Raw genomic sequence first — 20,931 nt, forward strand, 5'->3', positions numbered from 1 at the left:
CTTTGAAAAGCTAATCAAATATCTATGTGGTGAATCATGATCTAGGCGTTCACCATATCAGGTTCTAGGGTTCTTTGTTCACCATTAACAATTACTTCTTGAGCATGTTTGCCCTCAAGTTTCACATCAGTTCCAGATTTAGAAACATTCACTTTTAGGATTTGATTTCTAAAATTGATTTTGAAGCTGAATCCATCCCATTCTTCAGGAAGTCGCGTGGTAAAACTTGGCTTACCGTCAATGATCTGCAGACCGCCGAAACCTTCTACGATACTCATCCACGTACCTGCCATACTCGTGATGTGACATCCTTCTTCAACTTCCTTATTGTAATCGTCCAGATCAAGACGCGAGGTTCTTAGATAGAATTCATAAGCCTGTTCCATGCGATCCAGTTTTGCAGCCTGTATGCTGTGGACGCAGGGTGAGAGCGAACTCTCATGAACGGTCAATGGCTCATAGAAATCAAAATGTTTCTCGAGTTCTTCTTTTGAGAAATGATCTTCAAAGAAATAGAAACCTTGGAGTACATCTGCCTGCTTGATGTAGCAGCTCCTCAAGATGCGATCCCAAGACCATTTCTGGTTGATAGGACGCTGTGACTTGTCAAGTTGAGAAACGGGAATGATCTCTTTATCCAAGAAACCATCTTGCTGTAAGTACACGCCTAATTTATCATCATAAGGCTCATACATATTGTCGGCAACTTCTTTCCAAGACATAAGCTCACCATCGGTAAGATTTGTTTTACCTATGATGCGTTCATAATCAGACGTGTAACCATCTTTTACCTTATTCAGGTGTTCCAGCGCCTGATTGATACACCACTTTGCTAAATAATTTGTGTACCAGTTGTTGTTGACGTTGTTCTCGTATTCATTCGGTCCAGTAACGCCCAAGATCATGTATTGCTGAGCGCGCTGTGAGAATGTAGCGCGTTGTTGCCAGAATCTGGCTATGGCGATCATCACTTCCAGTCCCATTTCAGGTACATAACTATAATCACCCGTATACCTCAAATAATTATGAATCGCAAAGACCATGGCACCGTTACGGTGTATTTCTTCAAAAGTGATTTCCCACTCGTTGTGGCTTTCCTCTCCATTCATGGTTACCATGGGGTAGAGGGCAGCACCGTTTTCAAAACCTAGCTTTTCAGCATTCTCTATCGCCTTGTCTAGTTGATCATAACGGTATTTCAATAGGTTGCGGGCTACTTGAGAGTCTTTGGTTGCCATATAAAACGGGATACAGTAAGCCTCTGTGTCCCAATAGGTCGAACCTCCATATTTCTCACCGGTGAAACCTTTAGGTCCTATGTTAAGACGACTGTCTTTACCTAGGTAGGTCTGGTTAAGCTGAAAAATATTGAAACGTATACCTTGTTGCGCTTTTAAGTCTCCTTCAATAGTGATGTCAGCCATGTTCCAGATATCTGCCCAGGCATTTTTCTGAAGATCAAGTAAAGCCTCGTAGCCGAGATCAGTTGCTTTATCAAGTACTGCACTCGCAGCATTAACTAGATTGTCTTCTGTATGGTTAAGCGTTGAGGTATATCCAGCGTATTTGATTAAAGTGGCGCTTTCGCCTTGAGCGAGCTGACTTTCCACCTTAAACCTGACTGATTTATCAGTCTCGTCATAATAATCAGCATATTGCTCGTGCTGTCCATTCTTATACAGTTCAGACTGCATGTAAGTCGCTACGCCGTAGTTGGTTTTGTTGGTTTTGCTTTGAATAAAAGCACGGTGATTATCTTTTGTGACTTCACCTATCTGCCAAAACGCATCATCCCAATTGCTGTCCTCATTTGTGATTCCAGCATCTAGGTAAGGCAGGTAACTTATAATCATGTTGCCACTCATGGCTTTAACCGTGTAGTGGATGACTCCCAGCTCGTCGTGGTCCAGGCTCAGGAATCTTCTTGCCGTTACCTCTATTACTTTATCATTTTGAAGTGTGGCTTCAAAAGATCGCTCGTACCAGCCTTGTTTCATGTTAAGTTCACGACGGTAGTTTTTTACCGCTTTCGCGAAAGCGAGATCCAAAACAACCCCATCTACATGAACATCAATCCCTATAAAATTAGGCGCATTGAGAACTTTTGCAAAATATTCAGGATAACCGTTTTTCCACCATCCTACACGTGTTTTGTCTGGATAATAAACACCTGCGATGTAGCTACCTTGAAAGGTATCGCCAGAGTATTGTTCTTCAAAATTTGCTCTCTGACCCATGGCTCCATTTCCTATGGAGAACAAGCTCTCACTGGATTTTACTAGTGAAGGTTTCCAGCCTTCTTCAATGATGGACCATGCGTTAGGTAAGATATATTCTTGGTTCATTTCTTCTTCTTCATTAATAATTCAGTGATGTAATTTTCTGGCATCTCGGTAAATGAGCTATAAACCGAATCTGCCTCGTGGAGCACATCTTGCTCTCCTAATCCTATGGAAATCATTCCAGCAGCATTTGCGGCTTGAACACCGGCAATGCTGTCTTCAAATACGACGCAATATTTGTGGGCAACTCCTAGCTGATCCGCAGCCGTGGTGAAAACTTCTGGATCTGGTTTTGCTTTAGTAACATTTGTGCCGTCTACGATCGTATCAAAAAGGTCAGAAATCCCGAGTTTCTTCAAAATAGGTCGTGCATTCTTACTTGCCGAGCCTAAAGCTATAGGTTGTCCCATTTCCCTCAATTCAAGCAAAAAATCGTGAACACCAGGCAGAATGTCATCAGTAGTGAGCGTATCTACCAGTGCGAGGTATTCCTCGTTTTTCTGAGCCATTTTTGAATTGAATTCCTCTTCGCTAAGTGTCGCATTACCCCAAGCGAGGATTTTCTTGAGCGAGTTCACCCTAGAAACACCTTTAAGTTGCTCGTTCTGTTCATGATTGAAATCGATACCTATGGATTTTGCCAATCGCTGCCACGCCACAAAATGAAATTTTGCCGTGTCTACGATCACACCGTCCAGGTCAAATATGAATCCTTTTTTATGCATTACTTACATTTTGTGTATCGTTTACTTTAAATGCCAAGAAACCAGCAACGACAAAACTGATTCCACTCACAATCAGGGCAAATATGGCTTGATCTCCATAAGCATATTTTACAAGCGGTCCACCTATTATTCCATTGATGATTTGCGGGATTACGATGAAAAAGTTGAAAATACCCATGTAAACTCCCATTTTTTTGGGAGAAATGGAGCCGCTCAACATTGCATAGGGCATAGACAATATGCTGGCCCAGGCGATTCCTATACAGATCATGGGAAGTATCAACCAAATGGGGCTAGGCATCACATAAATCAACAATAAGCCCAGACCACCTATTAATAAACTTATGGCGTGAGTGTTTTTTCTTGAAATTTTTGATGCGATAGATGGAAGCAAAAAGGCCACGATCGCAGATATACCATTGTAGATACCAAATAAAATTCCTACCCAGTTTCCTGCTTCATTGTACAACTCGCTTTCAGAATCACTGGTAGGTAATCCATAAATGTGCTGGGCAATAGCAGGTACTGCAAAGACCCACATTCCAAAAAGCGCAAACCATGAGAAGAACTGAACCCAACTCAACTGTTTCATGATTTCCGGCATTTTTTTAAAATCTTCAAAAATGTCGGTAAGTTTAGCTTTGGGTACCTCACCACTTTCGAGCAAAGCATCCTTATGTGCTTTTTCATCGTCAAATTGTGCTAGCTCTTTTGGAGAATATTCCTTAGTAGTTACTATGGTGACTATTATTGAGAACACTAAGACAGCCGCACCTATAATAAAAGCCCAAATCAAATTTTCTGGAACAGAACCCTCTTCAGCTGTTTTCTCAAAACCAAACCAATTAACCAGCGCCCATGGCAACCATGAACCAACCACTGCTCCTATACCTATAAGTACCGTCTGGATGCTGAAACCCTGTGTTGCCTGTTCATCACTTAGGTTATCTGCAACTAGTGCCCTAAATGGTTCCATGGCTACGTTAAAGGAGGCATCCATGATCATAAGCATACCCGCACCTATCCATAGGGCAGGAAGAAAAGCAATAAAAATATCAGCTTGAGGAATAAATATCATTCCTATAGAAGCGAGCAGAGCACCTACCAGAAAGAATGGTTTTCTACGACCAAATCTTGTCCAAGTGTTATCGCTATAATGACCAATGATCGGCTGGACTATAAGTCCCATAACGGGAGCAATAAGCCAAAACCAGGAAAGTTGATGCACATCTGCACCGAAGGTTTGTAAAATACGGCTGGCGTTTGCATTCTGAAGAGCAAACCCCATTTGAATTCCTAAAAACCCGAAACTCATGTTCCACATTTCCAAGAAACTCATGCGTCTCTTTTGCATATCGTTACAATTGATTACGATAAGCCTTATGACTTATCAAAACTTATGGTGTGTGAGAAGAAAATAAGTTTTGATATACTTTAGGAACTCAAATTCCTTAAAGTGTAAAATTATAAAATTAAGGAGTAGACTCTCTTTCTATAAGCGATGTTTTTACTATAACGGTTTCGTAGCTTTCTGAATCACTTTCCTTTTTTTCAAGACGTTCTATAAGCTTTGCAGCAGCGATTCCGCCCATTTCTTCACCTTTTTGTCCTATAGTCGTTAAGGTAGGGCTGGCATATTTAGACAACATGCCATCTGTAAATGCTACGATGGCAATATCATCTGGTATGGATCTGCCATGTTTTTGAAGGGCTTTGCTGGCAGTCACAGCAAATAATTCATTAACAGCCAGTATGCCGTCAAAATTATTGCCTACTACAAACTTTTCGATCTCGTTTTCGCAAGCATCGGCGTTTTCAATTTTGAGTACTTGGTGATTTTCACATTCATAGCCCCTTTCTGTAAGTGCCTGTTTGAAACCTTGTGTACGCAATCTCCCTACGCTTACATAGTCTACCGTGGTGATGAGTCCTAGGTTTTTACGCCCTTTGCGCATTAAGAAATCTGTTGCGCTATGCGCAGCGGCTACATCATCAATAATGATCTTGTCGCAAGCGATATCATTTGTAACGCGGTCAAACATGACGATGGGCATACCTTGGTTAGTCACTTCCCTTAGATGGTGCAAATCGTGCTTGTCCATGGTTTCTTTAGATAGACTCATGATGAATCCATCTATACTACCATTGGCTAGCATTTCCATATTAACGACTTCTTTGTCAAAACTCTCGTCCGAAACGGTAATGATAACCTGATAGCCGTTTTCGTTTGCCACACGCTCGGCTCCCGAAATAACTGTCGCAAAAAAGTGGTGTACAATTTCGGGAATGACTATTCCTATTTTCTTAGTTTTCTGATTTTTTAGACTCAGAGCGATGCTATTAGGCTTATAATTTTTGGATTTTGCGTAATCCTTGATCTTGCTGCGGGTTTCCTCACTTATTTCATAGGAATCCCGCAAGGCCTTAGATACCGTGGATATTGATACGTTTAAATCTTTGGCAATTTGTTTAAGAGTAAGCTTTTGCGCCATGGGCTTGTATACTGTTGTGGGTGACTTGGGTTTGTTACGCTTTCGCGAAAGCGTAACTTATAAAACAGCAATTCTTTTTAGGACTACGGTTCTATGATATGCTAAATATACCGCTAAAATTTAGGACTATAAAAACGAAAACGTTTTCGCATTTCGTTGCGCTGGAAACTCCCTCTTAACATTCTCTTTACATAGTTTTGTTGCGTGTGAGAAGAAAATATTTTCATTAACAACTATTAAAACACAGTAATGAACAACAAAATCAAAACAGTTATTCTGTTATTCTTGTTACCACTGTTTGCCTTTGCGCAGAGTGTTGTGACTGGTGTCGTGACTGACAAGGACAACCTCCCTGTTCTGGGCGCGACGGTGTTAGTTAAAGGTACGCAAAACGCTACCTCGACTGACTTTGATGGTAAGTACACCTTGTCTAATGTGCCGGAAGATGCGGTCATTGTTATTTCCTATATAGGTTATGCTACACAGGAAATTCCTGTAAATGGTCAATCGACCATCAATGTAACTCTGGCAGATGATACTTCTGAGCTTGATACCATCGTTCTGATAGGTTATGGTAGTACAACTAAGGAGAATGTGACTGCTGCGCAGACTACCGTGGATGAGGAAGAGTTCAACAAGGGGGCTATCGTTTCTCCAGGTCAGCTTTTAGCTGGTAAAGCCGCTGGTGTGCAGGTAACTGCTGCAACCGGTAGTCCAGGTGAAGGTCCCAGGATCCGAGTGCGTGCAGGTTCTACTTTGAGTGCTAGTCAAGATCCACTTTATGTGGTTGACGGTATTCCGCTAGATGCCGCAAATGCAAACCTGAACTCTATAAACCCTGCTGATATCGCTGATATTACCATTTTGAAAGATGCCAGTGCTACTGCTATTTACGGTAACAGAGGTTCTAATGGGGTGATTTTAATTACTACTAAAAAGGGTAAGATGAGTAGTGATCTTAAAATTAGTTTCAGTACTCAGCTTGCGATCAATGAAAATACGGATGAGATAGATGTTTTAACTGGTGATCAGTTTAGAGGCATATTAAATGAATTTGGAACTCCTGAAGAAATTGCCTTGCTAGGAAACTTTAATACTGATTGGCAAGATGAGATATATACAACTGGAATTCAAGGGATTCATAACCTTGTTGTTGAGAAGGGTTTTGAAAAGACAGCAGTGAGAGCATCATTAAACTATACTAACCAAAATGGTACTTTAGAGGGGACTGGTTATGAGCGAGCTACGCTAAATGCAAACATTATTCAAAAACTATTGAATAATGATCTGAAGCTTACTCTAAATGTGCAAGGTGCTGCTGAGCAGCGTCGTTTTACTGATGGAGGAGCAATAGGTACTGCTTTGAGTTTTGATCCGACTCAACCCGTTTTTGATCCAAATGGTCCCAATGGATATTTTGAATATCTTCAAAATAATGGTAATGTGGATGAATTAGCTCCACGCAACCCAGTCGGTCTGATTAACAGTTTGACATCGGAGAATGACAACAATCAAATTCGCGCAACTTTAATTGCAGACTATAAGGTTCCTGGAATCGATGGGTTGAAGTTTGTAGGAACTGCGGGTATTGATTATAATGAATTTGATGAATTTTCTAGAAGAGATCCTAATTCAGGTGTAGGTCTAACTACAGGCGCTTTAAGAAGTAACGGTGATGGATATAGAGTAAACCAATTACTTAGAGGCCGTTTTGATTATAACAAGGAATTAGAGAGCATTTCAACTGTCATGGATTTAACTGTGGGTAGTGCATTTCAAAATTTCCAAAGAGAGTCTGTATTTAGAGGACAAGATGATAATGGTATAGCCATAGCTGATCAGATAGGTTTTAATAATAATCGTCTAATATCTTTCTTCGGTAGAGCTTCTTTTGATATTAATGATTTATTTGTACTGTCAGGTAGTATCAATCGAGAAGGAACTTCTAGGTTTTCACCTGATCAGCGTTGGGGTACTTTCTGGGGTGCCAACGGAGCTATCAAGCTTACAAATCTGGACTTTGTTCAGAATAGCGGTTTCTTGTCTCAGTTGAAATTAAGAGGAGGTTATGGTGTAACTGGTCAGCAAGAAATAGGACAAGATTTCTTATTTGTTCAAGGTAGAGTAGTACCAAGTAATGCGCAAGCTCAAGTTCAATTGGGAAGTCAATTTTACAATACTTTGCGTCCATCTTTAGCATTAGACCTCAAATGGGAGGAGACTTACCAGTGGAATGCGGGAGTTGATTTTGGTTTCTTTGAAGATCGTCTAACAATATCTGTAGATGGGTACACCCGTGATACAGAAGACTTATTTCAAGACGGTCCTTTGCCTGTGGGGTCATTAGGGAACCGTTCTTTACAGAATGTAGGAGCTACGCGTAGTCGTGGTATAGAGGTAGGGGCTGGTTTAGACCTTTTTAGAGGGGATGATTTCAATTGGAACATCGGTGGAAATGTTACTTTTCAGGAAATTGAGATTACTGATTTGACTCTAGGGGATGACGATCAACCTACGCCTATCAACACAGTAAGTGGAGGTGGATTCAATAATTTCATAGGAGAATGGGCAGTAGGTGCAGATCCAACAGTTTTCGTAGTATATCGTCAAGTTTATGATGCGAGTGGAAACCCTTTGGACGGAGTTTTCGTAGATAGAAATGGAGACAACGTTATTAACAGTGATGATAGGTACCGTTATAAAAAAGGAAATCCCGATGCTTATTTTGGATTTACTTCCAATCTCACTTACAAAAACTTTGATATGAGTTTCACGTTCAGAGGTCAAGTAGGAGGCTATAATTATAACAATGTTAGAGCAGGTCGAGAGAATATCGACTCTATCACTGAAACTACTACTCCTTTCTTGAATAATCCAACTAGTGGAATATTGCAGGATCGTTTTCAAAGTGCTCCATTACCATTGTTATTCTCAAGCCACTACATAGAAAGTTCAGATTTTGTCAGATTGGATAACCTCTCGTTAGGATACAGGTTTAATACCGACAAAGTAGGTATAAGAGCCTCGGTAACAGGTACTAACCTGTTTGTGATTACTGACTACTCAGGTCTTGATCCTGAAATTGCTGGAGGTATCGATGGAGCGATTTATCCTCGCTCAAGAGGAATTATACTTGGTCTTAATTTTGATTTTTAAAAAAAGCAAACATGAAAATTTATAAAACATTCATTCTTCTGTTTTGTTCTGCGACTTTATTTACGGCCTGTAATGATGCCTTAGATTTAGAGCAGCAAGGAAGGGAAAGCGTTGGTCAACTTGAAACTCTTGAAGACTTTGAAGGAAGGTGGGCAAAGCTATACGCTGGTCTGATTGTAGGAGGTCAGGATGGTGGTGACGGAAATGCTGATATTCAAGGAATTGATGGTGGATTCTCAAATTACGGAAGATTATTCTGGAAATTACAAGAGTTAACGACTGATGAGGCTATCATCGGTTGGAATGATGGTACAATCAAAGATTTGCACTGGCAAACTTGGACTCCTGAAAATGAGTTCATCGCTGCGATGTTCGCTCGTATAGGTTATCAAATCACCCTATGTAATTCAGTAGTTCGTGATTTTACAGATGGTGCTATTTCTGGAGCTCAATTATCTGCTTCGGAAGCTGAGCGCGTAAGAAGCTTTGTGACTGATGCAAGATTTTTAAGAGCGTACAGTTATTACCACGGACTTGATCTTTATGGAAGTTTTCCATTCACTACGGAAAATACAGCTGCTGATGGATCTGAACTTCCTGCCTTTATCACTAAAGAAGATTTATTCAATTACATTGAGTCTGAATTGATAGCTATTATAGGAGACCTTCCGTCAGGGCAGGCAGTGGAATATGGACGTATTAGTCAAGGAGCGGCGCAAATGCTATTGGCAAAATTATATTTGAATTCAGAAGTTTATACTGGAGTAGATCGATATGCTGATGCATTGACTCAAATTAATGCCGTCATCGGTCAAGGATATGAAATAGCTGATGTTCCTTATTCCAATCTTTTCCTTGCCGATAATGATTCAAATGGTGCTCAGGAAGAATTTATCTGGACACTCAACTACGATGGGGCAAATACGCAAACATATGGTGGGACTACTTTCCTAAGTCATGCCGCTGTAGGAGGGACTATGGATCCATCTAACTATGGTTTGGACTCAGGATGGGGTGGAATACGTGTGACTCCTGAATTTGTTGAATTGTTTGATGGTGAAGAAAATTCGGCTGATGGTAGAGAGAATTTTTACACTGACTCGCAAAATAAAAGTATTGCTGATGTGGGACGTTTTCAAGACGGTTTTGCCGTTGTGAAATTTCAAAACATCACTAGTAATGGTCTTCCTGGATTCAATCTGGAATTTGTTGATACTGATATGCCAGTGTTCAGATTGGCAGATGCTTATTTGATGTATGCAGAGGCAGTTTTACGAGGCGGCGGTGGTAGTCGTGCCACAGCAGTAGGATACATTAATGAATTGCGTGAGCGTGCTCATGGAGGTGCAACTTTTGCCAACATATCAGACTCAGACTTAACTCTTGAATTCATACTGGATGAAAGAGCACGTGAATTGCACTGGGAGGGTCACAGACGTCAAGACCTAATACGTTTCAACCAATTTTCTACTAATGGAATCTGGGAATGGAAAGGAAATGTCCAGAGTGGAATTACTACTCCTGCATTTAGAAACCTTTTCCCTATCCCTCTTTCAGAATTAAACTTAAACTCAAATCTCGTCCAGAACCCTGGATATTAATTTAATAATAAGCAACAATGAAAAAGTTTTCAATCCTTTTGATGGCATTACTTACAATTGCCACCATCTCGTGTGACGATAACGATGAAGAACTATTCATCGATGGACCAGAATCTCAGCTGGCATTCACTTCAACTGCTGCCTCTTCTTATCTTTTAACTTTTGATACAAGAGCAAATACAGCAGAGCGATTTGTTTGGTCTACAGTAGATTTTGCTACTCCCATAGCAGTAAACTATGAGATTCAAGCTTCAGCTGATCCAGCAAATTTTGATAATGCTGTAGTTTTGACATCTACAAATGAAAACAGTGCGGCTGTTACAGTAGAGAGGCTAAACGAGGTGGCGCTTACCCTAGGTTTAACACCTTTTTCTCAAGAAGCTGTAGCAGTTAGAGTTGTAGGTACCACTGCTGACGTCACTATGGAACCTATGGTAAGTGATGTTTTAAATCTTTCAGTAACTCCATATACTACTGAGTCACCTAAATTATGGATACCAGGAAACTATGCTTCAGCAAGTGGTTATGGTGCAGACTGGGATCCTGCGGACGAACAAACGCCATTTCTCGAAGCTGCTGATTTTGGTTCTACAGAATATGAAGGTTTCGTTTTCATGAATGTGGCAAGTCCTATGTTCAAATTCACTCCCGAAATGGATTGGGATGAAGCCTATGGAGATGCAGGTACAGGATTGTTATCAACCTCTGGTGGTGACTTAAGTGTTCCAGGCCCAGGATACTATTATATTACCGTAAATCTTGACCCAAATGGAGACGGTGATTTCTCTGATGCTATGTGGGAAGCTAGTGAACGCGTTTGGGGAATTATAGGTGCAGCAACCCTGCCTTCAAATCCTTCTGAATGGAATGATGAGCTTGATATGACATATGATGAAACTACAAAGTTGTGGACCGTAGAACTTGATATGCAAGCTGGTGAGTTTAAATTTAGAGCTCAAGACTGGGGAGGTACTACAGAACTTAGTTTGCAAGATGCCGCTACTAACACATTGATATTAGGCGGTGGAGATAACATGAGTGTTGCTGCTGCTGGTAGATATCGTGCTGAACTTGATTTAAGCACTCCTAGACAATATACTTATCAACTTATCTCAATCTAGTAAAATTTCAAATAATTAAAGGGCTGCATCTTGCGGCCCTTTTTTTTCTCAAAATTGAAACTATGAAAAAGTATTTACTTTTAATAATAGCTGTTTTAGTTACCGCTTTCGCGAAAGCGCAAGTAGTTATGCAGCCTGCTACAGCAAATCAAACGGATACCGTAACTCTGGTTTTTGATTCCACAGGAACCGAACTGGAAAACGAATCTGGAACACTATACGCCTACACCGGTGTCACTGTAAATGGACAGCGCTGGCAAAACATTATTGTACCTAGCTTTAATCAAAATAGCGGAGCACCACAATGGACTAATGTGGGAGGCAACATTTATGAATTAGACCTTAATACGAGTATCGAGGATTTTTATGGCGTCGCTCCCGGTGATGTGATTTCTGAAATATGTCTTGTAGTAAGAAACTCAGCTGCAAATGCTCAGACGAGACCGGATATCTTCATACCTGTTTTTGCTCCCGGTTTAAATGTAGCGATTACGAACCCTATAAGCAGTCAAATATTTAGTGTAGGTCAAAGCACAACGATTAGTGCAGATTGCTCGGTTAATGCAGCATTAGATATAAGTGTTAACGGTAGTTCTATTGCAACAGCAAATTCTAACAGCATAAGTTCAAATTACACCTTTACGGCAACTGGTAACTACACCATTTCTGTAACCGCAGACGATGGTAATAATACCGCTAGTGATGAGGTGAGTGTGTTTGTGCCTGGTAGTACTCAAAATGTGCCGCAACCATCTGGATTGAAAAACGGTGTTAATGAAAACGCTGACGGTAGTGTGACATTTTTACTCAGTGCACCACTAAAAGATGATGTGATGCTTATAGGTAGTTTTTCAAACTGGGAACTTCTTGAAGAGTATCAAATGAACAAAGACGGGAATGATTTCTGGATCACCGTTCCTGCATCAGAATTTACTCCCAATACTGAATTTATGTATCAGTATCTGGTTGACTTTGATATTCTCGTCGCTGATCCTTATAGTGAATTGATCCGGGATCCAGGTAGTGATCCTTTCATTAAACCGGGCAATTTTCCTAATCTACCTCCTTACCCAGCTGAAGATACCACAGGTGATGTGACTCTTTACACGTATCAAAAAACACCTTACAACTGGACTACAAACAACTTTGTGAGACCTGATAAGGAAAACCTAGTGATCTATGAGATCTTAGCTCGTGATTTTTCAGAAGAAGACAGCTTCCAGGCTATCATCGATCGCATCGATTATCTAGATGATCTTGGAATTAATGTTCTACAGTTCATGCCGGTCAATGAATTTGAGGGAACTGATAGCTGGGGGTACAACCCTAAGTTCCATGGAGCTCTTGATAAAGCTTATGGAACGCCTGAGAAGTTTAAAGAATTAGTGGACTTGTGCCACTCAAGAGGTATTGCCGTAGTGATCGACGTTGTTTATAACCATGCTTTTAGCCAGAGCCCATTGTGCCAGATGTGGTGGGATCCTAATGCCGGTACTTTCGGTCAACCTTCTGCTGAAAACCCTTATATGAATCAAACACCTACACACGATTTCAACGTAGGTTATGACATGAACCATGAAAGTCAGTTGACGCGTGACTATGTGAAGCAAACATTGGATTATTTTATCGAGGAATACAGGGTTGACGGTTTTAGATTTGACCTCTCAAAAGGGTTTACACAAAATGTAACCGTAGGTGATGTAGGTGCTTGGAATGCATATGATCAGTCGCGTGTTGATATTCTAAATGATTATAAGAATACCATATGGAACGAGCATGGGAATGATATCTACATGATACTTGAACACTTAGGTGGACAATCTGAAGAGAGTGCCTTGGCAAACTCTGGCTTCATGCTTTGGGGAAAAATGACTGATCAATTCAATGAAGCCTCTATGGGTCAGTCTGGAAATTCTGATGTTTTTAGATCCTATTTCACCTCTAGAAACTTTCAGGACCAGCATCTCGTTGCCTATGCAGAAAGTCATGATGAAGAACGTCTGATGCGCAAGAATCTGGATTTTGGTAGTACCGCAAATGGATCTCATAATGTTAGAGATCTGGGAGTGGCACTAGACCGCCAGGAAGCGATTGCGGCAATTCTTTATGCGATACCTGGGCCAAAAATGTTATGGCAGTTTGGAGAGATAGGTTATGACATAAGCATAAATGCAAGTGCTTCAAATCCATCATGCACTACCTGTCGTACAGATCGCAAGCCGGTCCCATGGACACTAGGTTATCAAAACGATCAAGATAGAATGCGCCTGTATCGAGTAACGGCAAACATGATTAGACTCAAAACTGAGTTTCCAGAAACCTTCAACAATACTAACAACAACCTCGATGTAGGTGGATTGTTGAAAAGAGTAAATCTATTCGGTCCTAATTTTGACGCAGTAGTAATGGCAAACTTTGAAGTTTTCCCACGTGGTATTAATGCAAACTTCTCACGCACGGGAACATGGTATGATTATACAAATAACAACGCTACGATTAACGTAACTGGAGGAAATCAGAATCAATCGATAGCACTTGCTCCTGGAGAGTATAGAGTCTTTACGTCTCAGCCTTTAAACGCTCCTTTGAGCAATGGATCTATTGACCAGATAGATACTGAGGCTATCACAATCTACCCTAATCCTGCAACTTCTGAATTTAGAATCAGCAGCGATGAGATAAGTGATGTGAGAATTTTCAATTTACGCGGTCAGCAAGTCAAGAGGTATGAAACATTTTCAAGCAGCTATGATGTGAGTGAGCTACCTAGCGGTATTTACATTGTTGAAATAGAGGCTAACAACATGATTACCTCTCAAAAACTGGTGGTGGAGTAGGAAGATTGACCTATTAGCCAAACGAACCGCAGGTGATGCTATCGCTTGCGGTTTTTTATTTTAAAAGTTTACTTTTATACTAGTTTAACGTGTTACATGTACCTACTGTGTTTGTCTCACAGAAAATATTATTTTTTTTTCATAAAAATGATTACTCCAAATCTTTTGAAGAGACTTACTGTTTTTCTAGGATTCTTTATGCTCTCTGGCTGCTTTGAGAAAGATAGAGGTAGGGGTATATCCATAAACATTAATGACTCTAAGAAACGAGGTGTATTCATAACAGAATACGAGATAAAACAAAAATTGATCTTAGGTGATTCTATCAGAATATCACCTAGCGAAGTCTGGCTTGAAAAAGTATGGAGGTATGACCCAGAGGATCCTAGTAATTCAATATCCAAGAACAATAATACTTATCAGGTTGTATTGACAGCTGAGAAGGAAACACCTTTTAGCGTTTCTGGTTTATCTTTCAAGTATACCATAGGCGTTAATAGCAACCAATACTTGAGGAAATGTGGTGAAACCTGTTTAATTGGTGACCTAGCTGAAAAGCCGGGAGATACTCTCCTATATAAATTGAAGAAAGGAGCCTATCCAAATGGAGATTATAAGAAGGAAGATATTTTTGCTGAATTGATGTTGATTAAGAAATAGTAATTGGTACCTCATAATCTATTTTTCAGCATGTCGATTATAATTAGAGGCTTAAAGGAGGTCAAATAAAAAAGACGGGATCGACCCGCCTTATATATTATCAATGGCCATGAAGCTATTTCTTAGTTTTTTTTTCGTACGATTTTAGATCAGTAGCAATAGGCTCGATTTCTTTGACCAAGTATATAAATACAGGGAAGTGGTCGCTGAATCCTCCTTGAAAATTACTACCTACAAAACTTCTGTAGGGATAACCTTTCCACTGTCCTCTTTTTACAGACATGAAACTAGGATTGTAAATATGCGCTTGCCAGTACTGGTACCCGTCTTGTTTAGCTTCGTGTAGAAAAGGATAAGTTACCATGATTTGATCAAAAAGGCTCAAACCGTCTCTATAAGCCGTGGTATTAAGGCCACCCTTAAACATGTTGTAGTAAGGATTGTAGATTTTTTGAGGCTTCATATCATCTCGCTCGTTGCGAGCTGCTAGAGTTTTTACGACGCTTTCATTAATGGGGTCGTCATTCAGGTCACCCATGGTTACGATTTTTGACATTGCGTTGATACTGTGCAAGCTGTCTATGATTTTCATATTTAATTCAGCAGCTGCAACACGCTTTCTGCGGCTACGCTCTTCACCACCTCTTCTGGAAGGCCAGTGATTTACGATAAAATGCATAGGATCACCATCTAACTCGCCAGAAACAACCAGTTGATCTCTGGTAAAGATCCGATCTCCATCTAGTTCATCATAAATCAATAATCTCCTTGCCTGTTCATTAGTAACTTTAAAGTCTTCTTTCTTATACAAGAGACCTGTATCTATCCCTCTACGATCGGGTGAATCGTGATGTACAATACCGTAATCAAACTCACGCAGTAATGGATGGCTGGCAAGATCTTCTAGTACCTTTCTATTTTCGATCTCACATACACCTATTATGGAAGGAGCCGTTTGAGCACGGTCGTTACCTAACTTACGCAGCACGCGAGCCATGTTAGTTAATTTCTTCTGATAAATTTCCTCGCGCAGCCCCTCTGCCATTTCCATGATCGGGCTGGCCTCGTCGTTTATCGTAGTGTCGTCCTCGGTGTCAAATAAATTTTCAAGGTTATAAAACGCTACGGTTTTAACCTTATACTGTTTAGATGACTGTTGTGCCTGTAGGGTTTCCGCTTTCGCGAAAGCGAGACACAGCAAGGCAATGAGCCAATTTTTCATAATATTACTTTTACTTTTCAGGTTATCTTTTTGTAAACATTTAACCAAATGCCGCGCCAAAGGTACGAGATCGAGTAATAAAGATTATTTTTGCCCCCCATTTCATAACGATTACTTAATATTTTCCTATGAGGATAATAAATGACAAACGAATTCTGGTAGTATTTTTTACGCTGTGGGCTTCGTTAACTATGGCTCAAGAATTAATAAAGGGTCGAGTGATTGATGACGTTACTGAGGAGCCTATCCCTGGTGTCATCGTAACTGTAGTAGGTCTGGATTTTGATGCCGAGACTGATGCGCAAGGTTATTTTGTGATCTCTGGCAATGTGCCAGTAGGTGATCAAAAACTAAGCATCATTTTCAACGGATATTATACTAAGATCATTCCTATTGTGGTGAGTCTTGAACAAGTAGTGAATATTGATCCGTTATATCTAGTTCAAGATAATGCCGAAGTTTCTCAATCTCAAGGAGTCATTTCCCTGACTGAAAATGATCTTGCAGATGATGAAAATGCTGCAAACAACATTTCGGGCTTGCTACAAGCTACACGTGACCAGTTCTTGCGTGCAGCAGCCTTTGATTTCAGTTCAACATTCTTCCGTCCTCGTGGTTTAAACAGTGAAGATGGTAAGGTGATCATTAATGGACTTGAGATGAATAAGCAATTCTCAGGCCGTCCTCAATGGAGTAACTGGGGAGGTTTGAATGATTTACAACGCAATCAGGTTTTTACCATGGGTCTTCAACCAGCTGATGTAACTTTCGGTGGTTATGGAGGTGTGCAGAGCATCGATATGAGAGCTTCACAGCAAAGACCAGGTACTCAAATTTCTTATGCATCTTCTAATCGTAGTTACCAAGGTCGATTTATGGCGAGTTATCGCAGTGGATTGCTAGAAAGCGGCTGGAGCTATGCAATATCTGCTTCAAGAAGAGCTGGTGATGAGGGCTACTTTGATGCTACTTTATACGATGCCAACTCGATAGGACTCTCAGTAGAGAAAAAGCTGAATGATTCTCACTCGATAAACTTTACTGGAATGTACGCCGCTAACCGTAGAGGTCGTAGAACTGCAGTAACTCAAGAGATTGTTGATCTGAAAGGTGTTGAGTACAATCCATTATGGGGTTTCCAGAACAACCAGCAACGCAACTCGCGCATTAGAGAAATTGATGAACCTATCCTGATGTTAAACCATTATTGGGACGTGACTGACAAATTCAGAATCAATACAAACGTGGGCTATCAATTTGGTAAAATAGGTAATACACGTATTGATAATGGAGGTACTACTCTTAGAGAAGTTAACGGTCAGTTTAGTTTTGAAGGGGGAGCAAGAAACCCAAATCCAGATTACTACCAGAACTTACCAAGCTACTTCTTGAGAAACGGATCTGAGCCTATTGATTTTCAATACGCATATCAAGCTGAACAGGCCTTTATAAATGATGGTCAGCTAGACTGGAATGCACTTTATGAAGCAAATAGAGTTACAGCCAGTCAAGGAGATAATGCTTTATATGTAATTCAGGAGGATCGTATAGATGATGATCAATTACAGGCAAATATTTTATTCTCTGCTGATATTTCAGACAATATTTTGTTCAATGGAGGGGTCAATTACCGTAATCTAAAGAGTGAAAACTATGCCTTAGTTCAGGATGAACTAGGTGGTAATGGTTTCTTAGATATCGACTTTTTCTCTGATGAAAGTGCTGCTGAAGTTCAAGATCAACTAGATGCAGCACAGTCAGATGTGAACAACCCTAATAGAATTGTGAGAGAGGGTGACCGTTACAAATACAATTACGATATCAATGCAGAAGTTTATTCGGCATTTGCTCAAGGTCAGTTCAAGTCTAAGTACATCGATTACTATGTAGCTGGAAATGTAAGTAGGACATCTTACCAACGTGATGGTAAATACGAGAATGGTAACTTTATAGGAAACAGCTTCGGGAAAAGTGAAGAGCTAGACTTTACCAATTTTGGTGTAAAAGGAGGAGCGACTTATAAAATCAATGGTCAGAATTACATTGATGCTAATGCTGCCTACATGACCAGAGCACCTTATATAAGAAACTCTTTCACTAACGCTCGTCAAAACAACAACACAACTACGGGTCTCGAGTCTGAAAGATCATATAGTGGAGACCTGAGTTATATCTTGAGAACACCTTCTCTAAAAATGCGTTTGACTGGTTACTATACGCAATTCCTCGATGGATCTGATATAGGTTTCTACTTCACTGAAGATTTAACAGGTCTACCTATAGACGATGGTGCGGCTTTTGTGCAAGAAGTAGTTACAAACATTGAGCGTAGAAATGTTGGTGTGGAAATGGGTGTAGAGTACCAAATGACACCTACCTTCAAATTGAAAGGTGCCGCGGCCATAGGACAAAATACATTTACTAACAATCCTGACCTTTACTTGACAAGTGACGATTTTGACGGTGAGTTAAGATTTGGGGATGGAACGGTAGCCTTAGAAGACTATCACGTAGCAGGTGGGCCAGAGACCGCGTTGCAATTAGGTTTTGAATATCGTGATCCGGAGTACTGGAATGTGGGAGTAACCGCAAACTATTTTGCAAATGGATATATAGACGTGAGTAACTTGAGACGTTCTGCAAACTTTATCCAAGATTACGATGCTCAGGTTTTTAACGATTATGACCCTGCGGTTGCAAATGAATTGCTGAGACAAGAGCAATTTGATGACTACCTTATCTGGAACGCAGTGGGAGGTAAATCTTGGAAAATAGGTGATAAATACATTGGTTTCTTTGCTGTAGTCAATAACATATTTGATATTGAATATAAAACTGGTGGATTTGAGCAATCACGTAACTCAAATTTCAGATCGGTAAGAGACGATCAAAACAACCCAACTGAAGTTTTTGCACCTAGATATTTCTTTGGAAATGGTGCGACTTACTATGTAAATGTATATTTAAGATTTTAAAAGCAACGATGAATTATATTAATAACGACAATATGAGAACTTTCAAAAAATTACTACTCATGATGGTGCTGGGAGCAGTAGCCTTTTCATGTGTTGAAGATGATGATTTTGCCGTGCCAGAGACTGCGCCGGTTAACGTCGACGCACCAGAAAACTTACAGCCCATGGCATTTGTTGTGGACCAGATTGAGCAAAGTAACGATGAGATGGTGACTTTTGAGACAGAAAACGTCTTTATGGAAGGTTACGTAATTTCTAGTGATCAAGCTGGTAACTTCTTTGAAGAGCTTGTACTTCAAGATGCTGTTGAAAATCCTGCTACGGGTATCAAAGTTTTAATTGATGTGAACCCATTATTTACTACTTATCAAGTAGGTCAGCGTGTATACGTTAGACTTGACGGGTTGACAGCTGGTTATTCTAATGGGGTCCCAGTTTTAGGAATTCAGGGCAATGGTAGTATTGAAAAAATTGCTCCAGCACTTCAGGATGAAGTATTTCTAAGAGATGATGATGTTTTTGACGTCGTTCCTACTGTGGTAACTACTAATGCAGATCTCACAAGAGATAGATTGTTGACGTTAGTTCAATTCCCTAATGTACAATTTGCAACTGCTGATGTAGGTCGATCTTTTGCCGCTGAGCCAGATGATCAATTTGATGGTTTGAGATTACTTCAAACTTGTGATGATTTTTTTGCAGCTCCCATAAGATTGGAAACGAGTACATTCTCTGATTTTAAAGCTAACCGTTTGTTTGATGGAAGCGGTTCTGTAACTGCAATCCTTGGACGTGATTTTGAGGATGATAATTTTGTTATTTCGGTTAACTCTTTAAGTGATTTTGATTTTGATCAAGATGTGCGTTGCAACTTTGACGTGGTTTCTTGTGGTACCGCCAGTGGTCCAGGTTCAAACACTATTTTGTTTGAAGACTTTGAATCTGAAAACTTTGGTACTGCTGAGCCAGCAGGCTGGACTAACTACATTCAAGATGGTAGCGTAGAGTTCACTGTTTATGATAGCTTTGGAACTAACGCATCTTTAGGAAGAAGTGTTAATATAGGTTCTTTTAGATCTGGTGATGCAAGCTCAGTGGCGTGGCTGATTACACCACAAATTGACTTTGACGCTCAAATGGGAGAGGTTTTCTCTTTTGATTCATCAAACAGTTTCTCAGATGGTAGCACACTTCAAGTGCTTTACAGTGCTGACTGGGATGGTACAGAAGCAAATATTGAAACAGCTACTTGGGAACCGCTTGCTGATGCAAATGTCGTTTCTGATTCTGAATTTTTTGGAAACTGGGTAAGTTCAGGTAACGTTTCTTTAGACTGTCTTTCTGGTGCGGGATACCTCGCGTTTAAATATGAAGGAAGCGGTGAAGAAGAAAATGATGGTACTTATGAGATTGACAATATCTCTGTGACGAGCAACTAATTGTTTGCCAAATAAGATCATATTAAAAGCTACTCTTGCGAGTGGCTTTTTTCGTTTTGATAGAAGCTTAACAACCATTATCACGTAATTTCCTACCTTTAAAATTAAAAATGGCAAGTTTTAAAGAACTTACTCAAGGTGAAACACCTGTACTCATTGACTTTTTTGCAACCTGGTGTGGGCCTTGTCAAACCATGATGCCTGTACTTGATCAACTCAAGAACGATATGGGAGAATCGGTTAAGATCCTTAAAATCGATATTGACAAAAATCCTGCAGTAGCGCAGAAATTTCAGATACGTGGTGTACCTGCATTTATGATTTTTAAGAATGGAGAGCAAGTATGGCGCGGTTCTGGGGTTCAGCCGTTACATGAACTGAAGGCAAAGCTTCAAAACGCTTAATGTAACGTTCTGACGCT

13 protein-coding genes are annotated in these 20,931 nt (G+C 40.2%); 8 read left to right on the forward strand and 5 right to left on the reverse strand.

The genetic code is table 11. From position 1 onward, the window contains the following. Positions 1 to 41: 41 nt before the first annotated feature. The 4 genes from BST97_RS12540 to BST97_RS12555 all read right to left on the reverse strand — a co-directional run bounded on the left by BST97_RS12540 (position 42) and on the right by BST97_RS12555 (position 5,499). A complete protein-coding gene (locus BST97_RS12540; protein WP_085767565.1) occupies positions 42 to 2,345 on the reverse strand; it encodes a glycoside hydrolase family 65 protein in 2,304 nt (767 codons plus the stop codon). Beyond that, on the reverse strand, positions 2,342 to 3,007 hold the full coding sequence (gene pgmB / locus BST97_RS12545) for a beta-phosphoglucomutase (RefSeq protein WP_085767566.1): 666 nt from the start codon (positions 3,005 to 3,007) through the stop codon (positions 2,342 to 2,344). The genes BST97_RS12540 and pgmB overlap by 4 nt, the downstream gene beginning before the upstream one ends. Beyond that, a complete protein-coding gene (locus tag BST97_RS12550; RefSeq protein WP_085767567.1) occupies positions 3,000 to 4,361 on the reverse strand; it encodes an MFS transporter in 1,362 nt (453 codons plus the stop codon). Before BST97_RS12550 ends, pgmB begins: the two co-directional genes overlap by 8 nt. A 118-nt stretch (positions 4,362 to 4,479) precedes the next feature. Beyond that, complete coding sequence (locus BST97_RS12555; protein ID WP_085767568.1) at positions 4,480 to 5,499, reverse strand: LacI family DNA-binding transcriptional regulator; 1,020 nt, start codon at positions 5,497 to 5,499, stop codon at positions 4,480 to 4,482. A 249-nt stretch (positions 5,500 to 5,748) separates the two neighbouring features. Between BST97_RS12555 and BST97_RS12560 the strand changes: the two genes are divergently transcribed. The 5 genes from BST97_RS12560 (at position 5,749) to BST97_RS12580 (ending at position 14,874) form a co-directional block, all read left to right on the forward strand. Next, positions 5,749 to 8,655, forward strand: a complete 2,907-nt coding sequence (locus BST97_RS12560; RefSeq protein ID WP_085767569.1) for a SusC/RagA family TonB-linked outer membrane protein — start codon at positions 5,749 to 5,751, stop codon at positions 8,653 to 8,655. An 11-nt stretch (positions 8,656 to 8,666) separates the two neighbouring features. Next, the gene (locus tag BST97_RS12565) at positions 8,667 to 10,256 is read left to right on the forward strand and encodes a RagB/SusD family nutrient uptake outer membrane protein (RefSeq protein WP_085767570.1); all 1,590 of its coding nucleotides are present in this window, start codon (positions 8,667 to 8,669) and stop codon (positions 10,254 to 10,256) included. A 17-nt stretch (positions 10,257 to 10,273) separates the two neighbouring features. Beyond that, complete coding sequence (locus tag BST97_RS12570; RefSeq protein ID WP_085767571.1) at positions 10,274 to 11,377, forward strand: SusE domain-containing protein; 1,104 nt, start codon at positions 10,274 to 10,276, stop codon at positions 11,375 to 11,377. Between the two features lie 62 nt (positions 11,378 to 11,439). Next, positions 11,440 to 14,214: an alpha-amylase family glycosyl hydrolase gene (locus BST97_RS12575; RefSeq protein WP_085767572.1), complete on the forward strand. Its 2,775-nt coding sequence runs from the start codon at positions 11,440 to 11,442 to the stop codon at positions 14,212 to 14,214. 147 nt (positions 14,215 to 14,361) lie between these two features. Then, positions 14,362 to 14,874 (forward strand): hypothetical protein, encoded by a 513-nt coding sequence (locus BST97_RS12580; protein WP_085767573.1) that lies wholly within the window; start codon positions 14,362 to 14,364, stop codon positions 14,872 to 14,874. A 115-nt stretch (positions 14,875 to 14,989) separates the two neighbouring features. On the opposite strand, the gene BST97_RS12585 is transcribed toward BST97_RS12580, so the two are convergent. Next, the gene (locus tag BST97_RS12585; RefSeq protein WP_085767574.1) at positions 14,990 to 16,096 is read right to left on the reverse strand and encodes an endonuclease/exonuclease/phosphatase family protein; all 1,107 of its coding nucleotides are present in this window, start codon (positions 16,094 to 16,096) and stop codon (positions 14,990 to 14,992) included. A 191-nt stretch (positions 16,097 to 16,287) separates the two neighbouring features. On the opposite strand from BST97_RS12585, the gene BST97_RS12590 reads away from it, so the two are divergent. From BST97_RS12590 to trxA, 3 genes are all read left to right on the forward strand, one after another. Further along, the gene (locus BST97_RS12590; RefSeq protein ID WP_245833572.1) at positions 16,288 to 19,071 is read left to right on the forward strand and encodes a TonB-dependent receptor; all 2,784 of its coding nucleotides are present in this window, start codon (positions 16,288 to 16,290) and stop codon (positions 19,069 to 19,071) included. Positions 19,072 to 19,103: 32 nt separating this feature from the next. Beyond that, complete coding sequence (locus tag BST97_RS12595) at positions 19,104 to 20,510, forward strand: DUF5689 domain-containing protein (RefSeq protein ID WP_245833573.1); 1,407 nt, start codon at positions 19,104 to 19,106, stop codon at positions 20,508 to 20,510. A gap of 110 nt (positions 20,511 to 20,620) precedes the next feature. After that, the gene (gene trxA / locus BST97_RS12600) at positions 20,621 to 20,914 is read left to right on the forward strand and encodes a thioredoxin (protein ID WP_085767576.1); all 294 of its coding nucleotides are present in this window, start codon (positions 20,621 to 20,623) and stop codon (positions 20,912 to 20,914) included. The last annotated feature ends 17 nt before the right edge of the window (positions 20,915 to 20,931 follow it).

Source organism: Nonlabens spongiae (assembly GCF_002117125.1).
GTDB classification, from domain to species: domain Bacteria; phylum Bacteroidota; class Bacteroidia; order Flavobacteriales; family Flavobacteriaceae; genus Nonlabens; species Nonlabens spongiae.

Excerpts from the sequence above, each read along its gene's own strand:
- BST97_RS12540 (WP_085767565.1), bottom strand. The coding sequence starts at position 2,345 with ATGAACCAAGAATATATCTTACCTAACGCATGGTCCATCATTGAAGAA.
- pgmB (WP_085767566.1), bottom strand. The coding sequence starts at position 3,007 with ATGCATAAAAAAGGATTCATATTTGACCTGGACGGTGTGATCGTAGAC.
- BST97_RS12550 (WP_085767567.1), bottom strand. The coding sequence starts at position 4,361 with ATGCAAAAGAGACGCATGAGTTTCTTGGAAATGTGGAACATGAGTTTC.
- BST97_RS12555 (WP_085767568.1), bottom strand. The coding sequence starts at position 5,499 with ATGGCGCAAAAGCTTACTCTTAAACAAATTGCCAAAGATTTAAACGTA.
- BST97_RS12560 (WP_085767569.1), top strand. The coding sequence starts at position 5,749 with ATGAACAACAAAATCAAAACAGTTATTCTGTTATTCTTGTTACCACTG.
- BST97_RS12565 (WP_085767570.1), top strand. The coding sequence starts at position 8,667 with ATGAAAATTTATAAAACATTCATTCTTCTGTTTTGTTCTGCGACTTTA.
- BST97_RS12570 (WP_085767571.1), top strand. The coding sequence starts at position 10,274 with ATGAAAAAGTTTTCAATCCTTTTGATGGCATTACTTACAATTGCCACC.
- BST97_RS12575 (WP_085767572.1), top strand. The coding sequence starts at position 11,440 with ATGAAAAAGTATTTACTTTTAATAATAGCTGTTTTAGTTACCGCTTTC.
- BST97_RS12580 (WP_085767573.1), top strand. The coding sequence starts at position 14,362 with ATGATTACTCCAAATCTTTTGAAGAGACTTACTGTTTTTCTAGGATTC.
- BST97_RS12585 (WP_085767574.1), bottom strand. The coding sequence starts at position 16,096 with ATGAAAAATTGGCTCATTGCCTTGCTGTGTCTCGCTTTCGCGAAAGCG.
- BST97_RS12590 (WP_245833572.1), top strand. The coding sequence starts at position 16,288 with ATGGCTCAAGAATTAATAAAGGGTCGAGTGATTGATGACGTTACTGAG.
- BST97_RS12595 (WP_245833573.1), top strand. The coding sequence starts at position 19,104 with ATGAGAACTTTCAAAAAATTACTACTCATGATGGTGCTGGGAGCAGTA.
- trxA (WP_085767576.1), top strand. The coding sequence starts at position 20,621 with ATGGCAAGTTTTAAAGAACTTACTCAAGGTGAAACACCTGTACTCATT.